Origin of the sequence: Micromonospora sp. NPDC023644 (genome assembly GCF_040640115.1) — a bacterium.
Classification (GTDB): Bacteria; Actinomycetota; Actinomycetes; order Mycobacteriales; family Micromonosporaceae; genus Micromonospora.
This window is the reverse complement of the sequence record NZ_JBFABA010000013.1, coordinates 85,980-111,327: the sequence shown is the minus strand read 5'-3', so window position 1 is coordinate 111,327 and position 25,348 is coordinate 85,980. Positions and strand designations below refer to the sequence as shown.

The 25,348-nt window shown below is 74.0% G+C and carries 25 protein-coding genes and 1 tRNA gene; 12 read left to right on the top strand and 14 right to left on the bottom strand.

Annotated elements, in window-relative coordinates:
* Positions 1-21: 21 nt before the first annotated feature.
* The 10 genes from AB0G08_RS13330 to AB0G08_RS13285 all read left to right on the top strand — a co-directional run bounded on the left by AB0G08_RS13330 (position 22) and on the right by AB0G08_RS13285 (position 10,552).
* Positions 22-1,314 (top strand): pitrilysin family protein, encoded by a 1,293-nt coding sequence (locus AB0G08_RS13330; RefSeq protein ID WP_358086898.1) that lies wholly within the window; start codon positions 22-24, stop codon positions 1,312-1,314.
* Positions 1,314-2,660: a pitrilysin family protein gene (locus AB0G08_RS13325; RefSeq protein ID WP_358086896.1), complete on the top strand. Its 1,347-nt coding sequence runs from the start codon at positions 1,314-1,316 to the stop codon at positions 2,658-2,660. Before AB0G08_RS13330 ends, AB0G08_RS13325 begins: the two co-directional genes overlap by 1 nt.
* Before the next feature lie 258 nt (positions 2,661-2,918).
* Entirely contained in the window at positions 2,919-3,944 is a 1,026-nt protein-coding gene (locus tag AB0G08_RS13320; protein ID WP_358086894.1) for an aspartate-semialdehyde dehydrogenase, read from the top strand.
* A 137-nt stretch (positions 3,945-4,081) separates the two neighbouring features.
* The gene (locus AB0G08_RS13315; RefSeq protein WP_358086892.1) at positions 4,082-4,498 is read left to right on the top strand and encodes a CBS domain-containing protein; all 417 of its coding nucleotides are present in this window, start codon (positions 4,082-4,084) and stop codon (positions 4,496-4,498) included.
* Positions 4,499-4,708: 210 nt separating this feature from the next.
* Positions 4,709-5,311: a hypothetical protein gene (locus tag AB0G08_RS13310; RefSeq protein WP_358086891.1), complete on the top strand. Its 603-nt coding sequence runs from the start codon at positions 4,709-4,711 to the stop codon at positions 5,309-5,311.
* Positions 5,312-5,454: 143 nt separating this feature from the next.
* Positions 5,455-5,832: an SCP2 sterol-binding domain-containing protein gene (locus AB0G08_RS13305; RefSeq protein WP_358086889.1), complete on the top strand. Its 378-nt coding sequence runs from the start codon at positions 5,455-5,457 to the stop codon at positions 5,830-5,832.
* A complete protein-coding gene (locus AB0G08_RS13300) occupies positions 5,832-7,892 on the top strand; it encodes a glycogen debranching N-terminal domain-containing protein (RefSeq protein ID WP_358086887.1) in 2,061 nt (686 codons plus the stop codon). Before AB0G08_RS13305 ends, AB0G08_RS13300 begins: the two co-directional genes overlap by 1 nt.
* 217 nt (positions 7,893-8,109) lie before the next feature.
* A complete protein-coding gene (locus AB0G08_RS13295) occupies positions 8,110-8,868 on the top strand; it encodes a lysophospholipid acyltransferase family protein (protein WP_358086885.1) in 759 nt (252 codons plus the stop codon).
* Between the two features lie 102 nt (positions 8,869-8,970).
* Positions 8,971-9,567, top strand: a complete 597-nt coding sequence (locus AB0G08_RS13290) for an isochorismatase family protein (protein WP_358086883.1) — start codon at positions 8,971-8,973, stop codon at positions 9,565-9,567.
* 4 nt (positions 9,568-9,571) lie between these two features.
* Positions 9,572-10,552 carry a DJ-1/PfpI family protein gene (locus AB0G08_RS13285; RefSeq protein ID WP_358086882.1) on the top strand — a complete coding sequence of 327 codons (981 nt, stop codon included), beginning with the start codon at positions 9,572-9,574 and terminating at the stop codon, positions 10,550-10,552.
* Here the strand turns inward: AB0G08_RS13285 and AB0G08_RS13280 are convergent.
* The 6 genes from AB0G08_RS13280 to AB0G08_RS13255 form a co-directional block, all read right to left on the bottom strand.
* Positions 10,434-11,159, bottom strand: coding sequence for a hypothetical protein (locus AB0G08_RS13280; RefSeq protein ID WP_358086980.1), 726 nt, complete (start codon positions 11,157-11,159; stop codon positions 10,434-10,436). The genes AB0G08_RS13285 and AB0G08_RS13280 overlap by 119 nt on opposite strands.
* 73 nt (positions 11,160-11,232) lie before the next feature.
* The gene (locus AB0G08_RS13275) at positions 11,233-11,946 is read right to left on the bottom strand and encodes a response regulator transcription factor (protein ID WP_358086880.1); all 714 of its coding nucleotides are present in this window, start codon (positions 11,944-11,946) and stop codon (positions 11,233-11,235) included.
* Positions 11,919-13,058 carry a hypothetical protein gene (locus tag AB0G08_RS13270; RefSeq protein ID WP_358086978.1) on the bottom strand — a complete coding sequence of 380 codons (1,140 nt, stop codon included), beginning with the start codon at positions 13,056-13,058 and terminating at the stop codon, positions 11,919-11,921. The genes AB0G08_RS13275 and AB0G08_RS13270 overlap by 28 nt, the downstream gene beginning before the upstream one ends.
* Before the next feature lie 25 nt (positions 13,059-13,083).
* Positions 13,084-14,262 carry an ATP-binding protein gene (locus AB0G08_RS13265; RefSeq protein ID WP_358086878.1) on the bottom strand — a complete coding sequence of 393 codons (1,179 nt, stop codon included), beginning with the start codon at positions 14,260-14,262 and terminating at the stop codon, positions 13,084-13,086.
* A gap of 153 nt (positions 14,263-14,415) precedes the next feature.
* Positions 14,416-15,309 carry a septum formation family protein gene (locus tag AB0G08_RS13260; protein WP_358086876.1) on the bottom strand — a complete coding sequence of 298 codons (894 nt, stop codon included), beginning with the start codon at positions 15,307-15,309 and terminating at the stop codon, positions 14,416-14,418.
* Between the two features lie 85 nt (positions 15,310-15,394).
* On the bottom strand, positions 15,395-15,952 hold the full coding sequence (locus AB0G08_RS13255; RefSeq protein ID WP_358086874.1) for a DinB family protein: 558 nt from the start codon (positions 15,950-15,952) through the stop codon (positions 15,395-15,397).
* Positions 15,953-16,049: 97 nt separating this feature from the next.
* On the opposite strand from AB0G08_RS13255, the gene AB0G08_RS13250 reads away from it, so the two are divergent.
* Positions 16,050-16,643, top strand: coding sequence for a hypothetical protein (locus AB0G08_RS13250; protein WP_358086872.1), 594 nt, complete (start codon positions 16,050-16,052; stop codon positions 16,641-16,643).
* A gap of 7 nt (positions 16,644-16,650) precedes the next feature.
* Here the strand turns inward: AB0G08_RS13250 and AB0G08_RS13245 are convergent, their stop codons facing one another.
* Together AB0G08_RS13245 and AB0G08_RS13240 are read right to left on the bottom strand one after the other, a co-directional pair.
* Positions 16,651-17,361, bottom strand: a complete 711-nt coding sequence (locus AB0G08_RS13245; protein WP_358086870.1) for a hypothetical protein — start codon at positions 17,359-17,361, stop codon at positions 16,651-16,653.
* A 408-nt stretch (positions 17,362-17,769) separates the two neighbouring features.
* A tRNA-Arg gene (locus tag AB0G08_RS13240) sits at positions 17,770-17,845 on the bottom strand.
* 165 nt (positions 17,846-18,010) lie between these two features.
* Between AB0G08_RS13240 and AB0G08_RS13235 the strand changes: the two genes are divergently transcribed.
* Positions 18,011-18,712, top strand: a complete 702-nt coding sequence (locus AB0G08_RS13235) for a hypothetical protein (protein ID WP_358086868.1) — start codon at positions 18,011-18,013, stop codon at positions 18,710-18,712.
* Between the two features lie 34 nt (positions 18,713-18,746).
* On the opposite strand, the gene AB0G08_RS13230 is transcribed toward AB0G08_RS13235, so the two are convergent.
* The 6 genes from AB0G08_RS13230 to AB0G08_RS13205 all read right to left on the bottom strand — a co-directional run bounded on the left by AB0G08_RS13230 (position 18,747) and on the right by AB0G08_RS13205 (position 25,266).
* On the bottom strand, positions 18,747-19,784 hold the full coding sequence (locus AB0G08_RS13230; RefSeq protein ID WP_358086866.1) for an alpha/beta hydrolase: 1,038 nt from the start codon (positions 19,782-19,784) through the stop codon (positions 18,747-18,749).
* Between the two features lie 100 nt (positions 19,785-19,884).
* Positions 19,885-20,301: an HPF/RaiA family ribosome-associated protein gene (locus AB0G08_RS13225; RefSeq protein WP_358086864.1), complete on the bottom strand. Its 417-nt coding sequence runs from the start codon at positions 20,299-20,301 to the stop codon at positions 19,885-19,887.
* Between the two features lie 431 nt (positions 20,302-20,732).
* Positions 20,733-21,197, bottom strand: a complete 465-nt coding sequence (locus AB0G08_RS13220; protein WP_358086863.1) for a hypothetical protein — start codon at positions 21,195-21,197, stop codon at positions 20,733-20,735.
* Between the two features lie 697 nt (positions 21,198-21,894).
* On the bottom strand, positions 21,895-22,299 hold the full coding sequence (locus AB0G08_RS13215) for a GntR family transcriptional regulator (RefSeq protein WP_358086861.1): 405 nt from the start codon (positions 22,297-22,299) through the stop codon (positions 21,895-21,897).
* A gap of 421 nt (positions 22,300-22,720) precedes the next feature.
* Positions 22,721-24,448 (bottom strand): hypothetical protein, encoded by a 1,728-nt coding sequence (locus AB0G08_RS13210; protein WP_358086859.1) that lies wholly within the window; start codon positions 24,446-24,448, stop codon positions 22,721-22,723.
* Entirely contained in the window at positions 24,448-25,266 is an 819-nt protein-coding gene (locus AB0G08_RS13205; RefSeq protein WP_358086976.1) for an ABC transporter permease, read from the bottom strand. Before AB0G08_RS13205 ends, AB0G08_RS13210 begins: the two co-directional genes overlap by 1 nt.
* Positions 25,267-25,348 lie beyond the last annotated feature (82 nt).

The following is a 25,348-nucleotide window of genomic DNA, read 5'->3' as shown; positions in this document are numbered from 1 at the left end:
CTGATCGGATAGCGTCGTGCCATGCCCGACAGCGGTTACCCCTGGCCCATCGAGACCACCCGACTGGACAACGGCCTGCGCGTGGTGGTGAGTGAGGACCGCACCGCCCCCGCGGTCGCCGTGAACCTCTGGTACGACGTCGGCTCCCGGCACGAACCCGCAGGGCAGACGGGCTTCGCCCACCTCTTCGAGCACCTGATGTTCGAGGGCTCGGCCAACGTGGCGAAGACCGAGCACATGAAGCTGGTACAGGGCGCGGGCGGTTCCCTCAACGCCACCACCAACCCGGACCGCACCAACTACTTCGAGACCGTTCCCGCCGAGCACCTGGAACTGGCGCTGTGGCTGGAGGCGGACCGGATGGGCGGCCTGGTCCCCGCGCTGACCCAGGAGAAGCTGGACAACCAGCGGGACGTGGTCAAGAACGAGCGGCGCCAGCGCTACGACAACGTGCCCTACGGCGACGCCTGGCTGCGGCTGCTGCCGCTGCTCTACCCGCCCGGGCACCCCTACCACCACGCCACGATCGGGTCGATGGCCGACCTGAACGCCGCCGACCTGGACACCTTCCAGGCGTTCCACCGGACCTACTACGCGCCCGACAACGCGGTGCTCACCGTGGTGGGCGACGCCTCGGCCGCCGAGGTGTTCGCGCTGGCCGACAAGTACTTCGGCGCGATCCCGTCTCGCGCGGAGATCCCGCCCGCGCCGGACGGCCGGAGCGTCCCGGCCACCGGCCGACCAGCCGTCGAGACGGTCACCGCCGACGTGCCGGCGCCGCGCGTCTACGTCGCGCACCGCACCCACCCCTTCGGCAGCCCCGGCTACGACGTGATGACGGTGCTCGCCACCGTGCTGGGCAGCGGCCGGGGCAGCCGCCTCTACCAGCGCCTCGCCGACGGGGAGCGGATCGCCCAGCCCGACCTGGTCGGGGCGTACGGGGTGGATCTCACGCACGCCCCCGCGCCGCTGATCGCCACCGCCACGGCCCGCCCCGGGGTAAGCGCCGAACGGCTGGCCGCCGGGCTGGCCGAGGTGGTCGACGAACTGGTCACCGTCCCGGTCACCGCCACCGAGCTGGACCGGGCCAAGTCCCTGCTGAGCACCTCCTGGTGGCGGCAGATGTCCACCGTGGACGGCCGGGCGGACACGCTGGGGCGCTACGCCACCCAGTTCGGCGACCCGGCGAAGGCCGCGGAGCGGCTGCCGGCCTGGCTCGCGGTGACCGCCGAGCAGATCGCCGAGGCCGCCGCCGAGGTGCTCGCCGCCGACGACCGGGTGACCCTGACCTACCTGCCCGAGGAGAAGCCCTGATGACGCTGATCGCTGACCGTCCCGGGCCGGGCGCCGCCCGCCCGTACCGGTTCCCGCAGGTGGTCCGCCGCACGGTGGCGGGTGGTCAGGTGGTCGCCGCGCACCTGCCCGGGCAGAACCTGGCCGTGGCGCTGCTGCTGCTCGACGCGGGCGCCGGCCACGAGCCGACCGGCAAGGAAGGGCTCGGCGCGGTGCTCGCCAAGGCCCTGGAGGAGGGGACCGCGCAGCGCGACGCGGCGGCGTACGCGCTGGCGATCGAGGGGCTCGGCACCGAGCTGGTGATCGGGCTGGACTGGGACTCCTTCCAGGTCAGCGTGCAGGTGCCGGTGGAGCGGCTGAGCGCCGCCGTGGAGCTGCTCGCCGAGGCGGTGCGCACCCCGAAGCTGGACCCGGACGACGTCCGGCGGGTCCGCGACGACGAGGCGACCGCGCTGCGGATGGACTGGGCCAACCCCGGCCCGCGGGCCGACGCGGCGCTGCGCGCGGACCTGTTCGGCGCCGGGAACCGCTGGGGCCGCCCCCTCTACGGCGACCCGGAGTCGGTGGCCGCGCTGGACGTCGAGGACGTCACCGTCTTCCACTCCGAGTGGTTCATCCGCCCTGGCACGCTGATCGTCGCCGGTGACCTGGACCGGCTGGACCTGGACGCGCTCGGCGCGACGGTGTTCGCCGGCACCGGCGGCGGGCCGGTCGACCGGGGCGGCCCGATCGAGGTGCCGACCCGTTCCGGCCGGCGGATCATCCTGGTGGACCGGCCCGGCTCGGTGCAGTCCATGCTGCGGCTGGGCCACCCGTCGCCGCACCGCGCCCACCCCGACCACGTGCCGATGACGCTCGCCGGCACGGTGCTCGGCGGGGCGTTCACCTCCCGGCTCAACCACCTGATCCGCGAGGTGCGTGGCTACACGTACGGCATCCGGGGCGACTTCGCCTCGGCCCGCCGGTTCGGCCGGTTCGGGGTCAGCTCCAGCGTGCAGACGGCGGTCACCGCGCCGGCCGTCGTCGAGGCGGTCGGGGAGATCACCCGTACCCGGGAGACCGGGGTGACCGAGGAGGAGCTGGCGGTCGCGCGCTCCTGGCGGGCCGGGCAGCTCTCGGTCGAGCTGCAGACCCCCCGGGCGATCGCCTCCGCGCTGACCACCCTGGTCGTGCACGACCTGCCGGACGACTACCACGCCCGGCTGCGGGAGTCGCTGCTCGCCGCCGACGTGGCGGAGGTCTCGGCGGCGGCCGCCGCGCACCTGCGCCCGGAGGAGCTGGCCCTCGTGGTGGAGGGCGACGCCGCGGTGATCCGCGACGAACTCGTCGCCACCGGCCTGGGCGAGCTGGTCGAGCCCGCCTCCTGACCGGCCGGGGCGGTGTGACTTCGGTCGCGCCGCCCCCGGCCGGGTGCCGTGGCCGTGGCCGGGCGGCCGACGTGGATGCTCCGGCGAGCCGCCCCGCCGGCCCACGATTCTCCCGTCCCACCGGCCCGTCCGGCGCCGTCGTTCCGTCCCGGCGGCCGGCTCGGGTGACGACGGCCACCGCCGGGCGGGGCCGCCGCCGGCCCCGGTCGGTGGGAAAGCGTTCCCGGCCGGGTCGCCGGGCTGGGTAGCCTCGCGGGCATGAGGATCGGCATTGTGGGGGCCACCGGCCAGGTCGGTGGCGTGATGCGGCAGGTGCTGGCGGAGCGGGAGTTCCCGGCGGAGCAGGTGCGGTTGTTCGCCTCGGCGCGGTCGGCCGGGCGCACCCTGCCCTGGCGGGACGGCGAGGTGACCGTGGAGGACGCGGCCACCGCCGACTACGCGGGGCTCGACATCGTGCTCTTCTCCGCTGGCAAGGGCACCGCGAAGGAGCTCGCGCCGCGGGTCGCCGCCGCCGGGGCCGTCGTCATCGACAACTCCTCGGCGTTCCGGATGGACCCCGAGGTGCCGTTGGTCGTCGCCGAGGTCAACCCGCACGCCGCGGCCGTACGCCCCAAGGGGATCATCGCCAACCCGAACTGCACGACGATGGCGGCGATGCCCGTGCTGCGCCCGCTGCACGCCGAGGCGGAGCTGGTCAGCCTGGTCGTCTCGACGTACCAGGCGGTCTCCGGCGCTGGCCTGGCCGGCGTCGCCGAGCTCGACGAGCAGGTCCGCAAGGTCGCCGAGCACGCCGCCGGCCTCGCCTTCGACGGCGCGGCCGTGGAGTTCCCGGCCCCCCGCTCCTTCGCCCGGCCGATCGCCTTCAACGTGCTCCCGCTGGCCGGCTCGATCGTCGACGACGGCAGCTTCGAGACCGACGAGGAGCAGAAGCTGCGCAACGAGAGCCGCCGCATCCTGGAGATCCCCGGGCTGCGCGTCTCCGGCACCTGCGTCCGGGTGCCCGTGTTCACCGGCCACTCGCTCCAGATCAACGCCCGCTTCGCCCGCCCGATCACCCCGCAGCGGGCCCGCGAGCTGCTCGACGGCGCCCCTGGCGTGGCGCTCGCCGACGTGCCGACCCCGTTGCAGGCGGCCGGGCAGGACCCGACCTACGTGGGGCGGATCCGCGCCGACGAGACCGTCGAGCACGGCCTCGCCCTGTTCTGCTCCAACGACAACCTGCGCAAGGGCGCCGCGCTCAACGCGGTGCAGCTCGCCGAGCTGGTTGCCGCCGAGCGCCGCTGACCGGCGCGCCTCCACGGGCCCCCGCCGGCTTCGGCGGGGGCCCGTCGCGCACCCGACCCGGGCTCGCCCGAGGCGCGTCGCGTTACCCCGTCCGGTCGGCGGGTAGACGGCGGTGCCGACACCGAGAGGGGAGCACCATGACAACGGTCGGAGAGTTCATGACGACCCGGTTGGTGACGATGGACGGCAACGACACGCTGACCGCCGCGGCGCAGGAGATGCGCGACAGCGCCATCGGCGACGTGGTGGTGACCGACGGCGACGACGTCATCGGCATCGTGACGGACCGGGACATCACGGTCCGGGGCGTGGCCGAGAACATGGACCCGAACTCGACGCCGCTCAACCGGGTCACCAGCAAGGACGTGATCACGGTGAGCCAGTACGACGACGCGGTGGCCGCCGCCGACCTGATGCGGACGTACGCCGTCCGCCGGTTGCCGGTCATCGACGACGGGCGGCTGGTCGGCCTGGTCTCGATGGGTGACCTCGCCGTGGAGCGGGAGCCGCAGTCGGTGCTCGCCGACATCAGCGCCGACGAACCGAACAACTGACCGTCCGCCGCGGCGCGCCGGCTCCCCGGAGCGGGAGCCGGCGTCGCGTCTTCACCGTCGGCGTGGCGCCGTCACCCCGGGGTGATGGACCGCCAGTTCTATGATCTTGCCGTGTCCGCACAGCCCCCCACACCAGGCCGGAGCCAACCGAGCGGATGGCCGCCCCAGCACCGATCCACGATGACGGCGCCGGCTACCGGTTCCGGACCCATGGCGGGAGCCTGGTCGGCCGGCAGGTCGATCACGACGACGATGCTGGTGGTGCTGCTCGGTCTGGTCGTGATCGCGCTGAACACCGCCGTCGCGTACGTGGCGGTGGGCGCGACGGTCGTCCCGATCATCACCGGCCTGCTTCTCTGCCTGGCCTTCGTGTTCGCCGTACGTCTGCTGCACCGGGCCGCGTGGCTGGCCTTCCTCGCGGTTGTTCCGGCCCTGTTCGTCCTGGTGGGATCGGTGCAGCTCGCGCCGGAGGCGGTGCTGGAGGCGCGCGGCGTCCGCCAGGAGGTGGCCATCGTCGACGTGCAGGTCGTCGGCAAGCGGCACGAGTTCACGCTCCAGGGCGCCGACGGGCGCCTCGACGAGCCGCTGGTCCACCAGGGCAGCAACCCCGGCTACCGGGTCGGCGACAGGCTCGCCGTGCTCACCGATCCGGACGGGGTGGTCGACCTCGAGGCCGCCGACCGGGTCGACTCCGGCGGCATGCTGGCGGCACTGCTCCTCGGCGGCGTGGGCTGGACCGTCATCGCGCTGCTCGCCGGGTGGCGCGGCCACGTCCGCCGGTGGAAGGGCCGCCACGACACCCTGGTGATCTAGCCGGTGCGCCCGCCCCGGAACGGGGAGCGGGCCGCACCGTCGCCCCTCGCCGGAGGCGACTCACCCCATCCGGGCGAGGTTGGCCCGGCATCGGACGGGGACCCCCTGCTCGGGACATTGACCGACGGGGAGGAGATGACCCGATGGTGGACGCGACGACGAGGTTCTTCGAGGACCTCGACCGGCGGGGGTACGACCCCCTGCTGGCGAAGTCCTCCGGGACGCTGCGCCTGGACCTGCACGAGGGGGCGCACACGACGCACTGGCTCCTGCGGATCGACCACGGGCACCTGCAGGTGAGCCGGGAGGACCAGGAGGCCGACACGGTGGTCGGCACCAGCCCCGACCTCTTCGAGGAGCTCGCCGCCGGCCGCGAGCACGGGGTGGCGGCGCTGCTGCGGGGGGACATGACGGTGAGCGGGGACCTCCGACTGGTGATGCAGATGGAGCGGCTCTTCCCCGGCCATCCGGACGCCCGCGGACCACGCCGGCACTTCGAGGTCCACCGGGAGGTGCGGTGATGGCGAAGAGCAACACGATCCGGATCCTGGACGGCAGCACCTTCGTGGTGTCGGAGGACACCGGGGACATCGAGGCGACACCGAGCGAGCCGACCGGGTTCTTCGCCCTGGACACCCGCTACCTGTCGACGTGGGTACTGACGGTGAACGGCGACCGGCTCACCCCCCTGTCGTACGACGACCTCCAGTACTACGAGGCCCGCTTCTTCCTGGTGCCGGGGATGGCGACGCACTACGTCGACGCCAAGCTGTCGATCGTCCGCGAGCGGGCGGTGGGGGGCAGCTTCCGGGAGACGCTCACCATCCTCAACCACGACGAGAAGCCGGTCGACTTGGAGATCAGGATGGAGGCGGCGTCCGACTTCGCCGACCTGTTCCAGGTCAAGGACGAGATCCTCAACAAGAAGGGCGAGATCTACACGGAGGTCGAGTCGGACCGGCTGCGCCTGGGCTACCGGCGGGGCAACTTCATCCGGGAGACGTTGATCTCCGCGTCCCCGGCGCCGCGGTATGACCGCAAGGGCTTCGCCTACTCCATCCACCTCCAGCCGAACGAGCGGTGGGAGTCCGAGATCGACGTCAGGACCATGGCGCTCTCCCCGGGCGGGCGGGACCTGCGGATGGGCCTGCGGGCACACACCACCGAGCGGCTCGCCCTCCAGCACGACCTCGAGGAGTGGATCGCCAGGGCCCCCAAGGTCAACAGCCAGCACGACCGGGTCGCCTCGACGTACCGGCGCAGCCTGATCGACCTGGCCGCGCTGCGCTTCTCGCCGCTCTCCCTCGGCGGGGCGTCGCTGCCGGCCGCCGGCCTGCCCTGGTTCATGACCATGTTCGGCCGCGACAGCATCCTGACCTGCCTGCAGACGCTGCCGTTCACGCCGGACCTGTCGAAGACCACGCTGCGGATCCTGGCATCCCTGCAGGGCACCCGGTTCGACGACTTCCGCGACGAGGACCCGGGCCGGATCCTGCACGAGATGCGCTACGGCGAGACGGCCGCCTTCGAGGAACAGCCGCACTCGCCGTACTACGGGTCGGTGGACGCGACCCCGCTGTTCCTGGTGCTGCTCGACGAGTACGAGAAGTGGAGCGGCGACACCGGGCTGGTCATGGAGTTGGAGCGGGAGTGCCGGGCCGCGCTGCGGTGGATCGACGACTACGCCGACCTGGTCGGCAGCGGCTACATCTGGTACGAGCGGCGCAACACCGACACCGGCCTGGAGAACCAGTGCTGGAAGGACTCCTGGGACTCGATCTCCTACCGCGACGGCACGCTGCCGCCGTTTCCCCGGGCCACCTGCGAGGTGCAGGGGTACGCGTACGACGCGAAGCTGCGGGCCGCCCGCCTGGCCCGCGAGTTCTGGGGTGACCCGGATTTCGCCGACCGGCTGGAGCGGGAGGCGGCGGAGCTGAAGGAGCGGTTCAACCGGGACTTCTGGGTGGAGGACGGTCAGTACTACGCCCTGGCCCTGGACCCGGACGGCCGCCAGTGCGACGTGCTCAGCTCCAACATCGGCCACCTGCTCTGGAGCGGCATCGTCGACCACGACCGGGCCGAGAAGATCGCCGAGCACCTGGTCGGTCCCCGGCTCTTCACCGGCTGGGGGGTGCGGACGCTGGCCGAGGGCGAGGTCCGCTACAACCCGATCGGCTACCACAACGGCACGATCTGGCCGTTCGACAACTCGTTCATCGCCTGGGGCCTGCGCCGGTACGGCTTCGCCGAGGAGGCGGCGGTCATCGCCAGCGGCATCCTCGACGCGGCCACCTACTTCGAGGGGCGGCTGCCGGAGGCGTTCGGGGGCTACCCCCGCGAGCTGACCAAGTTCCCGGTGGAGTACCCGACCGCGTGCAGCCCGCAGGCCTGGTCGACCGGCACGCCGCTGCTGCTGCTGCGCACGATGCTCGGCCTGGAGCCGCACGAGGGGCACCTCGCGGTCGAGCCCCGGCTGCCGATCGGGATGGGCCGCATCGAGGTGCTGGACATTCCGGGCCGGTGGGGTCGCGTCGACGCGTTCGCCCGGGGCCGCCTCGACATGCACCGGCTCACCGACTAGCGCGGCCCGCGTGCGCGGGGGCCGGCGGCGACCGGGTGGACCGGGCGCCGCCGGCCGACCGCGACGGCACCGGCCAGTTCATGGTCGGCCAGCCCACCACCGGGACGCTGACCACGCAGCAGGCCGTGGCCGCCCGGCACGCGCGGGCGGGGACGGGCCCGCCACGGTGGCGCGGCGGGTCGGCATGGGGTTGAGCCCGGCAGGGTAAGTTCGCGCCATGCCGGAACTCGTGTACCCGCCCGTGATCGCCGCCGCCAAGACGATGTTCCGGGTCCTCGACCTGAAGATCACCATCGAGGGCGCCCACCACGTCCCGCGTACGGGCGGGGCGGTGCTGGCGAGCAACCACGTCAGCTACCTCGACTTCATCTTCTGCGGGCTGGGCGCGCAGGAGTCGAAGCGGCTGGTGCGGTTCATGGCCAAGAAGTCCGTCTTCACGCACAAGGTGTCCGGCCCGCTGATGCGGGGCATGCGGCACATCCCGGTGGACCGGCGGGCGGGCGCCGGGTCGTACGCGACGGCGGTCAGCGCACTGAAGCGCGGTGAGGTGGTCGGCGTCTTCCCGGAGGCCACGATCAGCCGGTCGTTCACGGTCAAGGAGCTCAAGAGCGGGACCACCCGGATGGCGTCCGAGGCCGGTGTGCCGGTGCTGCCGATGGCGCTCTGGGGCACCCAGCGGCTCTGGACCAAGGGCCGGCCGCGCACCCTCACCCGCCGGCACACCCCGATCACCATCCTGATCGGCGAGCCGATGGACCCGGCCGACTACCCGGACGCCAACGCGATGACCGCCGACCTGAAGACGCGGCTGAGCGCGCTGGTCGACCGGGCCCAGCGGAACTACCCCGACGCGCCCGCCGGCCCCGACGACACCTGGTGGCTGCCGGTGCACCTCGGCGGCACCGCGCCCACCCTGGAGGAGGCCGCCGCCCTGGAGGTCCGCCGCCGGGCCGCCGCGGTCAACCCCGACGCCTGACGCGGGCTCCCACCCCGCACCTCGGCGGGGTGGCCGGATCGTTCCGCAGCGGGGCGGGATGGTGCCTGCCGCGCCGACGCGCGCCCGGCGAGGATTCAACCCATGAGCAGAGCAGCACTCGTCGTCGTAGACGTCCAGGAGTCCTTCCGCCGGCGCCCCGTCTGGGCGTACGCCTCGAACCCCGAGATCGTGGGCCAGGTCGGCCGGCTCGTCGACGCCGCCCGCGAGCGCGGCGACCTGGTCGTCTGGGTCCTGCACGCCGAGCCGGGCACCGGCGGGGTCTTCGACCCGGCCAGCGGGCACGTCCGCCTGATCGAGGGGCTGTCGGCCGCCCCCGGGGAACCGACGCTGGTGAAGACGTCGCACAACGCCTTCACCACCACCAACCTCCAGCAGGTGCTGACGACGGCGGGCGTCCGCGAGATCACCGTCTGCGGCATCCGCACCGAACAGTGCGTCGAGACCACCGCCCGGATCGGCTGCGACCTCGGCTACCAGGTGACCTTCGTGACGGACGCGACGGTGACCTTCCCGACCCCGCACCGGGACCTGCCGGCCACGGCCACGCTGGAGGAGATCCTCGCCGACCCGCGCACCCTGTCGGTCGAGGAGATGACCGCCCGCACCGAGTACGCCTTCGCCACCGTCCGCACCGTGGCCGAGGTGACCGGCGCGGTCCCGGCCGGCGCGCGGGGCTGAGCCGATGGCCCGGGTCGTCTTCCTGCTCGTCCCGCAGCTGCACCTGCTGGACCTCGCCGGCCCGGCCCAGGTCTTCTCCACCGCCGCCGATCTCGGGTACGACTACCGGCTGCACTACGTCGCCGACCGGGAGGTCGTGCCGACCGTGCAGGGCGTACCGCTGGTGGCCGGGCTCCGGTGGCCCGAGCTGACCCGCGACGACCTGGTGGTCGTACCCGGATGGCGGCTGCGCGCGCACGGGCCGCAGGGGCCCGTCGGGCCGGACGACCTGCGGCGGCTGGCCGACCACCACGCCGGCGGCGGCACCGTCGCCAGCGTCTGCGCCGGCGCGTACGCCCTCGGCCGGGCCGGCCTGCTCGACGGCCGGCACTGCACCACCCACCACGACGTGCAGGACGACCTGGCCCGCCGGTTCCCGGCGGCGCGGGTGGTCCGCGACGTGCTCTACGTGGTCGACGAGCGGGTGGTCACCTCCGCCGGCATCGCCAGCGGCATCGACGTGGCGCTGCACCTGGTGGCCACCCGGCACGGGCCGGCGGTGGCGGCCCGGATCGCCCGCACCCTCGTCGTGCACTCCCGGCGCAACGGTCACGAGCCGCAGGCCGGCGCCATGCTGCGGCACCGGTCCCACCTCTCCGACGCGGTCCACCGGGTCCAGGACCTGATCGACCGCCGGTTCGCCGAGCCGCTGCCACTGGCCGACCTGGCCGCCGCCGGCGGGGTGGCCGAGCGGACGCTGACCCGGCTGTTCCGGCGGGCCACCGGGCTGACCCCGCTCGGCTACCAGCAGCTGCTGCGGGTGGAACGCGCCGAGCACCTCATCGGGCACGGGGCCACCGTGGAGGGGGCCGCCCGCACCGTCGGCTTCACCGATGCCCGGATGCTGCGCCGGCTGCGGGCCCGTGCCACCCACGGTCGAAGCGTTCCGGCCGGTAGTAGTCGTCCCGGGAGTGGAACTCGACCGGCAGCGACCCGGGCAGGGTGATCCGGACCTCGCCGGCGCCCGGCCCGGCCCCGGCCCGCACCGCCAGCACGTCCCGCTCGGGCGGCGAGAGGTCCACCAGCTCGGGGTGGGCCAGCCGGAACCCGGCCACCGCCCGGCGCACCCGGCGGGTCAGCCCGGTGATCTCCCCGGCGGGGCCGGCGAGGCCGAGGGCCGGCTGCTGGATGGTGCGCAGCGCGTCGCAGACCACCAGCAGGCGGGCGGGCTCTGCGGGCCCGGCGGCCAGCAGCTCCAGCCGGGACGGCCACTGCCAGCGGATCTGACCGCTGACCAGGCCCGGCAGCCGGGCGCCCCGGCGGTGCCGCGCGCCGTCACCGACCCCGTCGACCAGGGCGAGCTGCGGCCCACCGCCGACGTACGCGATCCGCCGGTCGGTGACGGTCACCGCCACCGGCTCGGGCAGCGTCCACCGCCGCCGCGCCTCAGTCGGGCCGAGCAGGTGCCCGGAGGCGTGCAGCCGGTGCCGGGCGAGCACCCGCTCGCCGGCCTCGACGACGAGTTCGTGCCGCCGGTCCAGCGCCGGGGCCACCTCGTCGTCCGCGTCGAAGCGGTGCGGGGCGATGAAGAAGGGGGACGCGTCATCGTGCATCGTCATGACCTCCGGTGCCGACGGCATCTCATGACGAGCGTCGCCGACCCCCGGCCGGCTGTCATGACGCCCGTTAGGGGGTCGGCCGGTCGTAGGAAGCCTGTGACCGGTAGATGCCGATCTCCTCCGGCCGGACTAGGCCGTCCTCGATCGCCCGGGCGAGCAGCGCCGCCTTGGTGGCGGCCGGGCGCCCCGCTCGGGTGTACTTGATCCGCGCCCGGTCGACGTACTGCTTCACGGTGTGCTCGCTGATCCGCATCCGACGGGCCACCGACGCCTTCGACATCGACTGGAACCACAGCAGCAGCGCCTCGCGTTCCTTGTCGGACAGGGCGGGCCGGTCCGGGCGGGGGTCACCCACGATCGCCCCGGCGAGCGCCGGCGGCACGTACGGGCGGTCGCTGGCGGCGGCCAGCACGGTGGCCACGCAGTGCTCCCGCCCCTCGTGCTTGGCCAGGAACGCGACCGCCCCGGCGTCCAGGGCGGCGAGCATCGTCTGCGGGTCGGTGTGCTCCGAGTAGACCACCACCCGCCGGCCGGCCGCGCTCAGCTCGGCGAGCCTGTCCAGGACCATCCGCCCGTGCAGCCGCAGGTCGAGCAGGACCACGTCGGCGTCGGGGGCGACCCGCAGCACGGCGTCGGGGTCGTCGCCGGTCGCCAGCACCCGCAGCCGGGGCTCGGCGGCCAGCCAGACGCGGATCCCCTCGATGACGACCGGGTGGTCGTCCACGATCGCCACGCCGACCGGCCGGCCGCCGGTCACCCCCGCCACCGGGTCTGCGCCCATCTGATCTCCCCGTCCCGCTCGTAGAGGTACTCCACCCGCCCGTCGTCACCCGGCGGCCCGGCGGTGTCGGGACCGGCCCGGTCGGGCGTGACCAGGCCGACCACCACCTCGTCGGGCCCGGCGACCACGGTCAGCCGGGCCCAGCCCCGCGCGTCGGCCAGGAGCGCGGTGAGCGGTTCGGCCAGCCGGCGGCGTACCTGCACCGGCAGCGGCGGCGGGTCGCCGATCGTCACCAGGTCGATCGGCAGCCCGTTGCGTTCCGCCAGGTCGGCGGCGGCCCGCAGCTCGTGCAGCAACGGGTCGGGCACGTCGTCGGACTCGGCGATGAGCCGGCGCAGCCGGGCGGCGGCCAGCACGGCCCGTCGCTGCACGTCCGGGTCGGTCGGGTCGGCCCGGCCGTCGGCCAGCTCCGCGAGCACCTCCTCGGCGGCGCCGCTGACCAGCGTGAGGCGGGCGCGCCGCTCCCGCCGGGCCCGTTCGGCGGCGTCCCGCTCGGCCTCCGCCGTGTGGGCGGCGGCCGCCGCCCCGGCCCGCTGCCGGGCCAGCCGCGCGATCGCCGTGCTGCCCACGAAGACCCCCACCTGCAGCGTCGCGGTGGCGTAGACGTACATCGCGTACCGGGCCAGGTCGGCTGGGGCGGTCGCGCCGTGAGCGAGCACCCCGGCCAGCGCGATCAGCGAGTGCGCGCCCAGCACGGCGAGCAGCCCGGCCGCCCGCCGCCCCCACAGCACCACGACGAAGAACCAGCCGAGGGTGCCCCACACCCAGTTCGCGGCGGTGAAGAGCTGCCGCTCGCCGGCCGCGGCGAAGACCACCGGGTCGACCACCAGCAGCAGCGCGGCCAGCGGCCAGGCCGGCAGGGGAGCGCCGCGCAGCAGCCGGAGGCCGGCCAGCACCCCGACCGTCGCCACGAGCAGCCAGCCGGCCAGGACCACCGCCGGCGCGGCGAGTTCCGCCCGCGCGGCCAGTGCCGCGGGCAGCGCGATCGCGACGTGCCAGGCCAGGGCGATGACCACCGCCACGATCCGGGCGCCGCCGTCGGAGGCGGCGGCCACGGCCGCGGCCGGGTCCACCGGGGGCGGGCCTCCGCCGGGCGTACGCGCTGCCGGCACCGCCCGCGTCGACGCGCTCGTCGTCTCAGTCGACACCGGACCACTCCAACCGGATCCGGGTGCCGGCGCCGGGCCGGGAGTCGATCTCGGCGCGCCCACCGACCGCGGACGTCCGGCCGCGTACGGACTCGCGCAGTCCGTACCGGTGCGCCGGGACGGCGGCCGGGTCGAAACCGGGACCGTCGTCGGCGACCTCGACCACGACGGTGCCGTCGACCCGGGCCAGCCGCAGCGCGGCGGTCGCGCCGGGCGCGTGCCGGGCCACGTTGGACAGCGCCGCGTACGCGCTCTCGGCGAGCGCCTCCGCCACCGGCGCCGGCACCGCGCAGGGCGTCAGTTCGGTGGTGACCGGCAGCTCCGGCAGCCGGGCGCGCACCGCCCGCAGCCGCTCGTCCAGCGGCACCCGCCCCCCGCCGGGAGTCGTCCGCGCGTCGGCCAGCGCGGTGAGGGTACGCAGGTCGGCGGCACACCGCTCGCGCAGCGCGGCGGACGGACCGGCGACCGCGCCCAGCCCGACCATCGTCAGCGTGGCCAGCACCGTGTCGTGCAGGTCCCGGTTCTGCCGCCGCTCCGCCTCGCGGGCGGTCCGGGCGACCAGCGCCTCCCGGGTGAGCCGCTGGTGCGCGACGAAGGCGTCGTCGGCCCGGTCGATCCGCCGCCGCATGATGGCGGTCATCAGCGCGGCGCAGGCCGTCTGCACCAGCAGCGTCGCCGCGTGCGCGGCGGCCTCGTCGGGTCGACCGGCGGCGTGCGCGCCGGTCGCGTAGGCGACGGTCACCAGCAGCCCCGCCGGGACCGACCACCGGACCGCGCCGCTCAACTGCGCGTTGATCACCGTGGTGCTGGCCAGCACCGCGATCCAGCTCACCTCGCCGGGAAGCACCTCCGGGGCCACCAGCACCGGCATCGCCAGGCAGGCGGCGGTGGTCGCGACCACGTCGCCGACCACCAGCGCGCCACCGATGCCGTGCCGCAGCGCGCGGACCGCGTACCAGAACGACCAGGCGGTCAGCGCCGCCACGGCCGGAACCAGCAGCGCCGGCTCGACGGGCGGGGTGCGCACCGACAGGGCGACCACCGCGCCGACCAGGCCGCAGGTCAGCCGCAGCAGCGCCGGCGTCCGGGTGAAGATGAGGGCGAAGGCGCCGCCGGCCGGATTGTCCAGCGTGGTCGGCGACGTGCTGGGGGCGGCAACGGCCGGCATCGGGGCAGAGACGTCCTTCTGCGACAACGACCCGATCGGGGCCGCGCGGCGAGATCGACGCCGGAGAATAGCACGAGCACCCGCCCGTGATCACCCTCGGTGCACGCCGTGTCGCCGGTCCGTCAGCCCGTCGGCCCTCGCGGCGACGCCCGGTCAGTTGATCGGTAGGACCCTCGTCCCGCCGCCGGCGATCGACCGGGTCAGCTTCTTCCCGCTGGACCAGTACCAGCAGCGGACCCCCCGGTCGCCGCGCGCCCACGCCTCCTCGGACGGGAAGCGGTACGTGCTGCCCGTGCGGTAGCGGAGCATGCCGTCGACCGGCACCTTCGCGTAGCGGGCGATGACCGGCCGGCACTTCGCGTGGACGGCCTTCTCGTCCTTCGTCGCGTCCGCGTAGGACACGTCCGGGGCGGTCCAGACGCCGACGTACTCGTAGCGGTGGACCTTCGTGCAGGCCACCGCCAGCAGGTGTCCCCACTCGTCCGCCTCGGCGCAGCCGTACTTGAGCGGGGTGGCCGCCTTCAGCACGTCCCGCAGGCTGCCCGCCCGGGTGACGGCCGCGTCGTAGTCGCCCCTGGCGCCGCCCATGGCGTCGAGCTCGAACAGGTCGCACCGGTACCACCGGCTGCCGCCCGTCCAGCCGGCCGGCGAGGTGGGCGCCACCTGCACGGACAGGCGGGCGCCGCGCCAGTCGCCGCCGACGAACTCCTTGGCCTTGGCGTCGCACTCGGCGAACGCGCCCCGCATCGCCGCCGACCCGACGCGGGGCGGGACCGGGCGGGCGGCCAGGTCGCCGGTGAACGTGCCGATGTGGAACGTCTCGACCAGGTGCGCCTTCGCGCAGTCGACCGGTTGGTGGCTGGTGAGGTAGGCGGTCGGCTCGGCGACCAGGTGGCACTCGCCGGCCTGCGGCGCGAACTGGCGGGCCTCGGCCACGGGCCGCCAGTCGTCGGTCAGGTCCCCGTCGGTGCCGGCCGGCGTGCCGCACCCGCTCACCGCCGCCGCGACCAGCGCAGCCGAAGCCGTGACGCCCAGCCAGCGTCGCATGTGGTCCTCCCCGTGCCCCCGTGACAACCGGCGCAGCATATGGCACCCGGGGCCGACCCGGGTGCCCCGCCGGCGCCCGCCGGGGTCAGCCGAGGCGCAGGTGCAGGTCGCGCAGCAGCGCGATCTCGGCGAGGTGGTGGATGGCCTCCCGGTTGATGTGCAGCACGAGCGTCGCCAGCGACCGGTCCGCGTAGGGCCCCTCCGCCGGGCCGCACGGCCGGGCCAGGCCCTCGCGGCCCAGGCCGCGCACGCCGGCGACCCACCGGTCGTACGCCTCGTCGAGCTGCGCCAGCGCCGCGTCGGCGGTGCCGGCGTACGCGAAGGAGCCGTAGTCCACCGGGGGACCGCCGAAGTGGGCGGCGACGCGGGCGCCGAACACCCCCACGACGAGGTGCCCGAGCCGCCAGGCGATCGTGGTGACGGGCGCGGGCTCGGGCTGCGGCGACGCGAACTCGATCAGGTGGTCGCCCTGCCCGAGCGCCATCGGGGCGGTGCTCCGCCCGCGCGGCCGGACGCCCCAGGCGTCGGGGACGGGCTCCCAGTGGTACTCGGCGTCGGTCAGCCCGTCGAGGCGCGGGCGGGCCTGCCCCCGCCAGTGCCAGTCGAGCTGTTCGAGCAGCTCACCGTTCCAGTCGACGTCCATGCCCCGACGCTACGCCCTGCCTGCGGCGTACCGCCGACATTGGACCGTGGTGCTACCTTCGCGCCATCGCCGTTCTTACCGCCGCCGGGAGCCCACCGTGACGAAAAGGTACGCCGGCCTGCTCGCCGTCATCGCCGCGACGGCATGCCTCGCCGTGGTCGGCACCCTCGGCGGGTGGTACCTGGCCGACCGCACCGCATCCGGGCCGGTCGACCCCACCCCGTCCGGACCGGTCGCCACCACCGCCGCTGCCACCACTGGCGGCCCGTCGGCGGGCTCCGCGGCCACCGGCTCGGGTCCGTCGCCGTCGCAGCCCGCAGCCCGGACCTACCCGCTCGACGAGCTGCTCTACAGCCGGGCGGGGCTGACCGTCACGCTGGCCAGCGCCGAGACCACCGGCGGCAAGCTGCGGCTGAACCTCACGTACCGCAACGACTCCTCCGTCGCGTGGCCGGTGAGCTGCCCGACCGTCGAGGTCGACCGGACCTCGTCACGGATCGTGCTGTCGGACGGCCGGACGGTGCGTCCCGAGTCCACCTGGTGCACCACGACGCGACCCGACGAGTCCTTCAGCATCGCGCCCGGCACGCGGGTGGAGAGCTGGGGCGTGTTCCCGGTGGTCCCGGAGGCCGGGTCGTCCTTCGAACTGAGCTGGTACGACTTCCCGGCCCTCGACGTCCGGCTCCGCTGAGAGCCTGCTACAGCACCACCGGCAGGGGTTCGACCCAGCAACTCGCGGCGTGGGGCTCGACCAGCCGCCTCGCCTCCTCGGCGTCCGCCTCGGTGAGGAAGACGCCCAGGTTGTCCCGGCGTCGGCGGCCGTCCTGCTCGGTCACCGCCGTGAGCAGATGCACGCTGCGGTGCCGGTCTCGTCGTACGCTCCCCGGCAGGCCCGTGAGGAACGCATCCGCCACCTCCTGCGGCGAGGCTATGTCGAGCTCACCGCCGACCCCCGTGAGCGGCTTGGCCGGCCACACCGGGTTGTACGGACTGAACGTGTTGAAGAACGAGGGTTGCAGGTACGACAGCTCGCCCTCGCACCACCCCACGTTGCCGGTGACGACGTAGCCCGTCACCCCTTCGCTCGCCAACACGAGCACCCGGGCGCCCTCGGACCGGTGGTCGTCGTCCGGGATGCCACCGTGGATCCGCGCGGCCTCCTCCTCGGTCGCGCAGCGGATCACCAACCCGCGGTACGCCGCCTGGATCTGCACCGCGTCGACCGGGTTGAACAGCACCTCCACCGTCGTCGGCAGGTGACGGCCACCGTCGGGCATCAGGTCCGCCCGCAGCAGCAGCTGGCCGTGGGTGGCCGAGTACGACCACAGGGCGAACAGCCGTTCGCTGCGGAAGAGCTCGGCACCGGGGCGGAAGTCCTCATCACGGGTGAGCCAGACCTTCGACGTCATCCGGTCACCCTCGGGCGCAGCGACGGCCGGCGTCAAGATCGGAACCGTCCGACCGGCTGTGCGAAGGCTGTTGTGATCGTCGCAGCCGGAAGCTGTCTTGGCTGTACGACCACGTGTCCGGCTGTGCGGCGGCGAGCTACGAGGTCGATCGCCACTCGTCCGATGCTGGCAGGATGATCAAGTGCGTCGGGTTGCAGCGGAATGGACAGGTCGGCTCCCGGATCTGCGGCCAAGTCATGATCTTGCGCCGCTGTACCGCATGTTCGTGGCTTGGCCAGACTGAAGATCTCGCCTCCGGTGCCGGGGTCGGCGTGCCGGTGGAAGTAGCTACGAATCTCGGCGACATCGGCGGCGGCTCGTTGGCACCACGCGCCGCCCCACGCGGCATGACCGGCCGAGAGAAAGTCCTGGTGCGCCCGGCAGGATTCGAACCTGCGGCCTTGGGATTAGAAGTCCCCTGCTCTATCCGCTGAGCTACGGGCGCGCGCGTGCGTGTCGCGCGAGAAGGGTACCGCCGCCTGCCGGGTGACCGGTGGATCGGGTGGTCGCGTGCCACGTCGCGGATCAGGGTCGCACGCGCCCCCGGCGCCGGTCACCCGGGTTCCGGCGTCCGCGCGGCCCCGGGACCGTCGGGTCGTACCCTCGGCTGGTGCTGCTTGACCCGGACACCGAGAACGACGTCGCCTACGAGCTGTGCCAGCTCCTCGGCCGCGCGATCCTGCCCATCCGCCGGACCGACGCCGTGGCAGCGGACGGCGACCGGGGCGAGGGCACCGCGTTCCTCGTCACCTGGCAGGGGCGGGAACACCTGCTGACCGCCGACGCGCTCACCCACGCCGGGGCGGGGGAGATCGGGTTGCGGGCGAGCGTGACCGAGCCGGCCGGGGTCGCCGCCGACGCCGTGGCCCTGTCCGACCTCGCCGACCGGTGGCGGCACCACGAGGATCCCGGTGTCGCCGTCCTGCCCACCACCGGGCTGCACGAGCACGCCGCCGGGGAGGGCTGGCGGTGGCGTACCCAGCAGGTGCCGGACGCCATCGCGGCCGACCGGGACGCGATCGCCCGGATCGGCGCGGAGCCCGGCTCGGCCGTCGTGCTCGCCCACGGCGTCGGCGCGGACGGCGCCCGGCCGCTGGAGGTGGCGATCGAGCGGGTGGCGCGCGTGGGCGGGGGCGTCCGGCTCATGGCGGAGCTGCCGACGGGCTACGTGGGGGCGCCGGTGTTCGGCGTGCAGGCCGGCGACGACGGCGAGGTGGGACTGCGGTGCCTGGGCCTGGTCCTGCCGGCCCGCGACGGCGGCCACCCGCTGGCCACCTTCGACCGGATCCGGGCGGCCGTCGACCGGGCGTGAGGCCGGCGGCGCGGCGCGCGGCCGGCGTGGGCGCTCAGCCGGCCTGCGCGGGGGCGGGCGCCGGGTCGGCTTCGTCCGCCGGCTGCCGGCTCGCCGGTGGGCGCTCCCCGGCGCGGACCGTCGGCCCGGCGTCGAAGAACGCGTCGGCCCAGCGTCCGACCTCCGCGAAGACCTTTTCGCGTACGGCGGGACCGGAGAGCGTGAGGTCGTGCATGCCGCCGTCGAAGCGTGCCACGGTGACGTGCCGGCCGAGGCGGGGCGCCCAGCGGACCATGTGCTCGACGTCCAGGACGGCGTCGGCGAGGGCGGCCGACTCGTGCCACTTCGTGCCCTTGAACGAGCGGGTCGAGCAGGCGAGCAGCACCGGCACCTGGATGTCCAGGCCGGCGCGGAGCTGCCGCTGGGCGGTGCGGACGGCGTTGAGCCAGCCGGCCCGGACCGGGAACCCGGCGAGCGGCTTCCAGGCCAGGTCGTAGGTCCACTCGCCGTGGTGCTCGGCGTGCAGGCTCTCGCTGTAGACCGTGCCCAGCCCGAACGGCAGCACCCGGCGCGGCGCCCGGCGGCCCAGTTGGCCGACGGCGGCGGCGAGGGGGCGGCGCACCAGCCACGGGGCGTTGATGTCGAAGAAGGGGCTGTTCAGGAAGAGCCCGTCGATGATGCCGGCGTCGCGGCGGGCGTGCGCCCAGAGCGGCATGATCAGCCCGCCGGTGGAGTGGCCCATCGCGAGCAGCGTGTCGTGCCCGTCGTCCTCGCGGATGATCCTCGCGGCGGCGTCCAGCTCGGGGAAGTAGTCGCTGAGGTCGCGGCAGAAGTTCGGCGTCTGGTGCGGCCGCAGGCTGCGCCCGTACTTGCGCAGGTCCAGGGCGTAGAAGTCCCAACCCCGCTCGGCGAAGAAGTCGCCGAGGTGGCTCTGGAAGAAGTAGTCGGTGAAGCCGTGCACGTAGAGCACGGCACGCCCCGTCGGTCGGTCGGCCCGGCGCCGCACGAGGGTGGCGACCACCGGCCCCTCGTCGTCGGTGCCCAGGTCGATCGTCTCCCGCTCGTACGGCGGGCCCAGCAGGTCCGGTTCCACGCCCCCGACGGTACGCCGGGAAGCTACCGGGCGGTAGCTCTGGGCGCGCTGCCCGGCCCCGCCCGCCCGCACCCGGCGGACGGGGCCTCGGGCGTACGCGTCAGACGGTCTCCGCCTCGGCGCGGGCCGGGTCGGTGTCGGGCTCGACCTCGGCGGCCGGCGGGGGCACGTCGCGCAGGTGCTTGTTGTGCCGCGGCTCCTGCTTGGTCTTCGCGTCGTTGAGTCGCCGCCGCAGGTCGTCGCGGACGTCGTTGAGCGCGGCGTGCAGGTCCTCCTCGGCCGAGGTGGTGACGATCTTCTGGCGGCCGGCGATCCAGCACTCCAGGGTGACCTTCTGACCCTTGGCCTCCCGGTCCTTGACCGACACCTCCAGCTCGGTGGCGTCGGCGTGGAACCCGGCCAGCCGGGAGTCGAGCGTGGCGAACTGCTCCGCGATCCAGTTCCGGTCGCCCTGGGAGAACCCCGCGCCGACCCGCAGGCACTCCGCCACGGTGGCCGGGTTGGCGACGGCGCTCATCGCCGCGCCTCGCCGGAGACGGTGGCGGCTGCGGTGCTGGTCATCTTCATGATCGCTGACCTCTCGTTCGTCGTGCTGTCGGCGGTGCGGTTGATCGAATCCATACCCCGCCGCGCTCCGTCCGGAACGTGACGTGTCGCCCCGTCCGTGGCGGCGGCCGGCCAGATGATCATCGAGCCGAGGGACCGGGCTTCCCAGGGCCACCCGGCCCTAGCACACCGGGACCTTGATCAGGTTCTTGTCCACAGGCGGCCCGGTTGTCCACAGGTCGGCGCGCGGTGCTGGCGGCGCCCGGGCCGAGGGCCCAGGCTCGGCACCGAGTCGACTCGCGATGGCAAGCCCGATCTCCCCTGGAGGGACGATGTTCGACACCTACGTCACGATCGTGGCGGATGGCGAACACCCATCAGGCTCGCCATCCGCCACGATCGTCAGTTCTCGCCGTTCCCGGCAGCCAGTCGCCGGCTGATGCTCCGAACGGCGGCTGCCGTGTCAGGGTCCAGGCCGGTCGGCATCAGCCGGACAACGTCCCCCTCGCCCCCCACGGCGATCGGGCGCTGTCCCTCGGTCCGGGTCCGGTGTGGCAGGTACGACACGGTCGGCGGGGTGTCGCGGATCGTCTCTTCGACCCGGTCGACGAGCTGCTCCATCTGGACGGCGAGGTCGCGGCGGATGCGGGCTTCGGCGGAGCGGGCGAGGTACCCGCAGGCGCCAACGATGAAGGCGCTCAGGGCGATGCCGTACAGCTCTCGATCGACCTGTATGTGGGTGGTCTGTCCGATCAGGCAGGCGATAAGGGCGCAGGTAAAGCTGGCGGCAGCCACGATTGCGTATCCGAGCCCGGGGGCGATGTTGTCGTCCTCGGGGAGGTTGTGCGGGGTCTTGCGGTTGTGCACTGGGTCAGCTCCGTTCGGTTGTGCTGGTGGTGAACGGAGGTCGGGGTTGCGGTGCCGGCCTCCCGGTGCCCGCGCGGGGTCGCGGGCGTGGTGCGGTCAGGCAGGTCGGGTGTCCACGCCGCCAGCGCGGCCTCCGGGCAGGTGCGAGCGGGGCCGCAGCTCGGCGAGGCGAGCCAGGCCCGGCGCGCCTACGGCTGCTGGCAGGGTGCCGTCGGCGAGGTGGCCGCCCTCGCTCTGTCCGGGCGGCTTGACGGCCAGGGGGCGGACGTCGGCCTGCTGTACCGGGTGTGGGTCATCGTGGCCGCAGCTGCCCGGGTTGCCGGCGGCTGCCGTGACGGCGGTTGCCGCCGACGGGGGCGGCTGGTCGGCGGGTGCGCTGGGCAGGACGGCGGCGATGGCCAGGGCACAGGCCAGGATGGCGCGAACGATTGTGCGTGGTGGTTGCACGCAGGCCTCCCCCCGGTGGCCGTGCCAGTGATCCCGCCGGTGGGACCTGTGGCAGCTAGGGAGACATGGTTGCGCAAGGGAAAGGAACTCGCATCTGTCCACGCTGGATCTACTGGCGGGTAGATGAGTGACGTGCGTAGATCTGGGTAGTTTGCAGTGCTCCTGACGGTGCGTCATCTGCAAAATGCGGCCCGTGGAAATCCCATCCCGGGCGTGTCGTACACGTGTACGACTTAAGTTTGATCGTCGATCATGACAGGGTCAGCAACGTCCGATCCGCCGCATACACGCCGCGCACCCGCCCGCCCAACGACACCACCATCACCGGCACTCCATCCGGTACGTCCAGCTCGGCCCGCTCCTCAGCCGTCGGCATCCGCGCCAACACCTCCGAACCGCGCGGCACCGACACACGCTGCCGCTCCGTCGGCATCCGCACCCGGGTCCCGCGACCCGACGCCACGTCGACCAGCCCCTCCGCCCGCAACAGCCCCACCGCCCGACGGACCGTACCGCGGCCCACCCCGTGCTCCTGGCTCAGCCGCGTCTCTGAGGGCAGCAGGGCGCCCGGCGGGTAGTCCCCGGCGCGGATGCGCGTGCGCAGCTCGTCGGCGAGCTGGCGGTGCCGCGGCACGCCGGAGTGCAGGTCGATCACCTGGCGGACGGTAGGGGGTCCGGGGTGGACGTTCGCCGGGCGCAACGTTCGAACGTTTGCCTGTCGGGCGCGGTGGCTTCGGCGCCTCGAACGCCCCTGGTCGCCGCCGTGGTGCAGGCCGTTGCCCGTGTCTTGGCCTGAGTCGGACACAGCGAAGCCCCCGACCACCAGGGCCGAGGGCTCGTCGCTTAGCGGCCGGCTCGCCGTCGCTGACGGCGCTTCCACCACCGCGTACCGAACCGATCCCGGCGCGGCGCACCCTTGCACCACCAGCACCGCCGAGACAGCGTCGGGTCCGATTCCGACCGGTGCACACCGCGGCCCTTGCACCAGCGGCAGTCCCGCTGCGGACGCACCACGCAGTGCAGCGGATACCACAGCACGACCACGGCGACGAGCACGCAGCCGACCCAGCCACCCCTCACCCGCGCACCTCCACATCGGCCTTGCTGCTCGCCACCCATGCGTCCAGATCGGGTCGCGCGTACAGGTCCGCGGTCCCCCGCTTGCTGCGCGGCGCGGGCACCGTCCCGACCTTTCGCTGCAACCTCTTCTTGGCAGCCTCGAACGTCCACGGGAGCACGCCCGCCTCCACCGCCTCACGCAGCGTCAGAAAGTCCCCGGCAGGCCTTGATAGGGCCTCTACCTGCAATGTCTCCGGGGACCGGGGACATGCGAGCGCGCGGGCCTGCTTCACGGTCAGGTAGGCGACCTGCACCTCCGTCGCCTGGCCCCCGATGACGACCTGCCACCGGCCGAGGGTGCGCGACGAGCGGGGCATCGCGGCCTCCGGCACGAGCATCTTCCAGTTGTTCGTCGTGTAGCGGGCCAGGAAGCGGATGCCGAAGTTCTCCCGCGCCTCGGGGCCGCCGATCGCCCGGGCGGTGAGCATCTGCGCGATGGCGAACACGTTCACCTTCGCCGACCGGCCCATGAACAGCAGGTCCGCCAGGGCGGAGATGGCCGGTGACCGCTTCGGATCACTCTTCTCCCGCACCTCCGCCCAGAAGTTCGTCAACTGGCCGATGGTGGCGTTCAGCTCCTCGCAGATGACCAGCTCACGCTCGCCCGGGTCCCAGTCCTCCGGCTCGTGCAGCGCCAGCGTGTTGCGCTCGTCAGCCTTGCCGGCGAGGCGGATCAGCGCGTCGTGCATCTGCGCCGGCCGGGTGCAGTAGTCGACGCCGGGCAGGCCGACGGCCCACCGGTGCGATCCCTTGCGGTCGAGGATGGTCACCCGGCCGCCGCGGGCGAGCACCTGCACGGCCAGGAGCTGCGCGAGCACCGACTTGCCGGCGCCGCTGCCGGCCGACGCGGCGATGTGCGGGGAGTCGTCGTGCAGGGAGATTACGACCGGGTTGTCCCCCGCGCCCTGCCCGATGTAGAACTCCCACTCGGCCAGCCTGGGCAGCCGCTCGACGAGCTGGTCGTGGCCGACCAGCGCCGGGGGGCGCTTGCGGACCGTCCAGCGGGCGCGGACCCGGGGGCCGACCTGGTCCCACGACTCGACGAGGTCCGCGACGGGGATCTTGCTGCCGATGATGGACGATACGAGCCTCCGCTGATCGCCGGTGAGGTACGGGCTGTCGATGGTCAGCTCGATGCGCGGCCCGTACTCGGGCGCCGGGCGGCGGAACATCTCCAGCCGCGACGTGGCCGGCCGGGCGTGCCGCTGGAGCGCCCACAGGCCACGCTGCATGTGTTCGGGCAGCCACCGCAGCACCGGCTCGACGTGTTCGCCGTACCAGAGCCGCACCTTCTCCTCGGCGGGTGACAGCGGCTTGGCCAGCCGTGGGGTGAGGTTGCCGAGCGACGGGTCGACGTGCAGCTTCACGCCGGTCTGCAACCCGAGCGGCGGGGTGATGGCGGCGAGCGTGGGCGCGATGTACGCGGCGTGGAACCGGCGCCGTACCACTCGCTGCCGGCCCCGCCATACCGCTGCGACGGCGACGCTGCTGGCGGCGGTCAGGGTGGGCTCCGGCATGGCCGCGACCATGCCGGCGGTGGCCGGCAGGCCGATGCGCAAGATCTGCCTCTGCCAGCCGGTCATGCGAGCGGGGCCGCGGGTGCGGTACGGGTAGCCGGTGCGGCCGTCGAGGGGCCGTCCGGCGAGGTAGCGGTACGACACCCGCCAGAAGGTGTGCTTCACCATCAGTGCTCCTCTCGCACGAGGTGGGCCAGGGCGGCGCCCATGCCGAGCACGGCGACGGGCAGGCACGCGACGAGGGTGGTGATCCACCACGGGGCCGCGGTTACGCCGGCGGCGACGAGCAGGTGGTAGGCGACCTGGCCGAGCGCGCCGACGATCAGCGAGGCGATCGCCGACCACTTCGCGAAGGTGCGAGCGGTGCCCGGCACGCGCCCGGACAGCCAGATGTAGAGGGCGTACGCGCCGTACGTCTCCACGCCGACGGGCAGCGTGATCGCCGAGTCGATCGTCGCCCAGCCGCCCGGCGCCACGATGCCGGGCAGCAGGTTCACCTTCCCGAACCCGGTGAGTCCGCCGAGTCCGACCCAGCCGCCCCAGATCGCGACGAACGCGGGCAGGGCCAGCAGGACGATGGGCCACACGACGGCCCGACGGGCCGGCTTGGCGGGGGTGGGCGTACCCGGGTGACCGGCCGTCGTGACCTGCTCGTCCGGCTCGGCGGCGGGTGGGGCCGGAACGGGCTCCGGGGCCGGTTCGGTGGCGGGCTGGACCTGGGTGTCCGGTGGGTCCACGCGGGGTTCCATGAGCGATCCCCGGGCGGCGAGGTAGCCGCGCAGCGCCTCCGTTTGGTCCGTCTCGGCGGCCGGGGCGGGGGTGATGTCGAGCGGGTCCGTGCCCGGGTCTGCGGCCGGAGCGGGGTCGGTCGGACCCGGGTTCGGGCCGATCGGCTCGGCGTAGTCCCACGGGTCCGTGGCGGGCTCGTCGTCGGGCTCCTCGACCGGGTCGACCGGCGCACCGGAGCGCGCCCGAGCCATCCGCATCAGGTTCCCCAGGGCGCCGGCCCGCTTCTCGTCGACGCCGAACACGTCGGCCAGCACCGGGGTGGCGGGGACGAACCCGAGT

Excerpts from the sequence above, each read along its gene's own strand:
- AB0G08_RS13330 (WP_358086898.1), top strand. The coding sequence starts at position 22 with ATGCCCGACAGCGGTTACCCCTGGCCCATCGAGACCACCCGACTGGAC.
- AB0G08_RS13325 (WP_358086896.1), top strand. The coding sequence starts at position 1,314 with ATGACGCTGATCGCTGACCGTCCCGGGCCGGGCGCCGCCCGCCCGTAC.
- AB0G08_RS13320 (WP_358086894.1), top strand. The coding sequence starts at position 2,919 with ATGAGGATCGGCATTGTGGGGGCCACCGGCCAGGTCGGTGGCGTGATG.
- AB0G08_RS13315 (WP_358086892.1), top strand. The coding sequence starts at position 4,082 with ATGACAACGGTCGGAGAGTTCATGACGACCCGGTTGGTGACGATGGAC.
- AB0G08_RS13310 (WP_358086891.1), top strand. The coding sequence starts at position 4,709 with ATGGCGGGAGCCTGGTCGGCCGGCAGGTCGATCACGACGACGATGCTG.
- AB0G08_RS13305 (WP_358086889.1), top strand. The coding sequence starts at position 5,455 with ATGGTGGACGCGACGACGAGGTTCTTCGAGGACCTCGACCGGCGGGGG.
- AB0G08_RS13300 (WP_358086887.1), top strand. The coding sequence starts at position 5,832 with ATGGCGAAGAGCAACACGATCCGGATCCTGGACGGCAGCACCTTCGTG.
- AB0G08_RS13295 (WP_358086885.1), top strand. The coding sequence starts at position 8,110 with ATGCCGGAACTCGTGTACCCGCCCGTGATCGCCGCCGCCAAGACGATG.
- AB0G08_RS13290 (WP_358086883.1), top strand. The coding sequence starts at position 8,971 with ATGAGCAGAGCAGCACTCGTCGTCGTAGACGTCCAGGAGTCCTTCCGC.
- AB0G08_RS13285 (WP_358086882.1), top strand. The coding sequence starts at position 9,572 with ATGGCCCGGGTCGTCTTCCTGCTCGTCCCGCAGCTGCACCTGCTGGAC.
- AB0G08_RS13280 (WP_358086980.1), bottom strand. The coding sequence starts at position 11,159 with ATGCACGATGACGCGTCCCCCTTCTTCATCGCCCCGCACCGCTTCGAC.
- AB0G08_RS13275 (WP_358086880.1), bottom strand. The coding sequence starts at position 11,946 with ATGGGCGCAGACCCGGTGGCGGGGGTGACCGGCGGCCGGCCGGTCGGC.
- AB0G08_RS13265 (WP_358086878.1), bottom strand. The coding sequence starts at position 14,262 with ATGCCGGCCGTTGCCGCCCCCAGCACGTCGCCGACCACGCTGGACAAT.
- AB0G08_RS13260 (WP_358086876.1), bottom strand. The coding sequence starts at position 15,309 with ATGCGACGCTGGCTGGGCGTCACGGCTTCGGCTGCGCTGGTCGCGGCG.
- AB0G08_RS13255 (WP_358086874.1), bottom strand. The coding sequence starts at position 15,952 with ATGGACGTCGACTGGAACGGTGAGCTGCTCGAACAGCTCGACTGGCAC.
- AB0G08_RS13245 (WP_358086870.1), bottom strand. The coding sequence starts at position 17,361 with ATGACGTCGAAGGTCTGGCTCACCCGTGATGAGGACTTCCGCCCCGGT.
- AB0G08_RS13225 (WP_358086864.1), bottom strand. The coding sequence starts at position 20,301 with ATGAGCGCCGTCGCCAACCCGGCCACCGTGGCGGAGTGCCTGCGGGTC.
- AB0G08_RS13210 (WP_358086859.1), bottom strand. The coding sequence starts at position 24,448 with ATGGTGAAGCACACCTTCTGGCGGGTGTCGTACCGCTACCTCGCCGGA.
- AB0G08_RS13205 (WP_358086976.1), bottom strand. The coding sequence starts at position 25,266 with ATGCGGATGGCTCGGGCGCGCTCCGGTGCGCCGGTCGACCCGGTCGAG.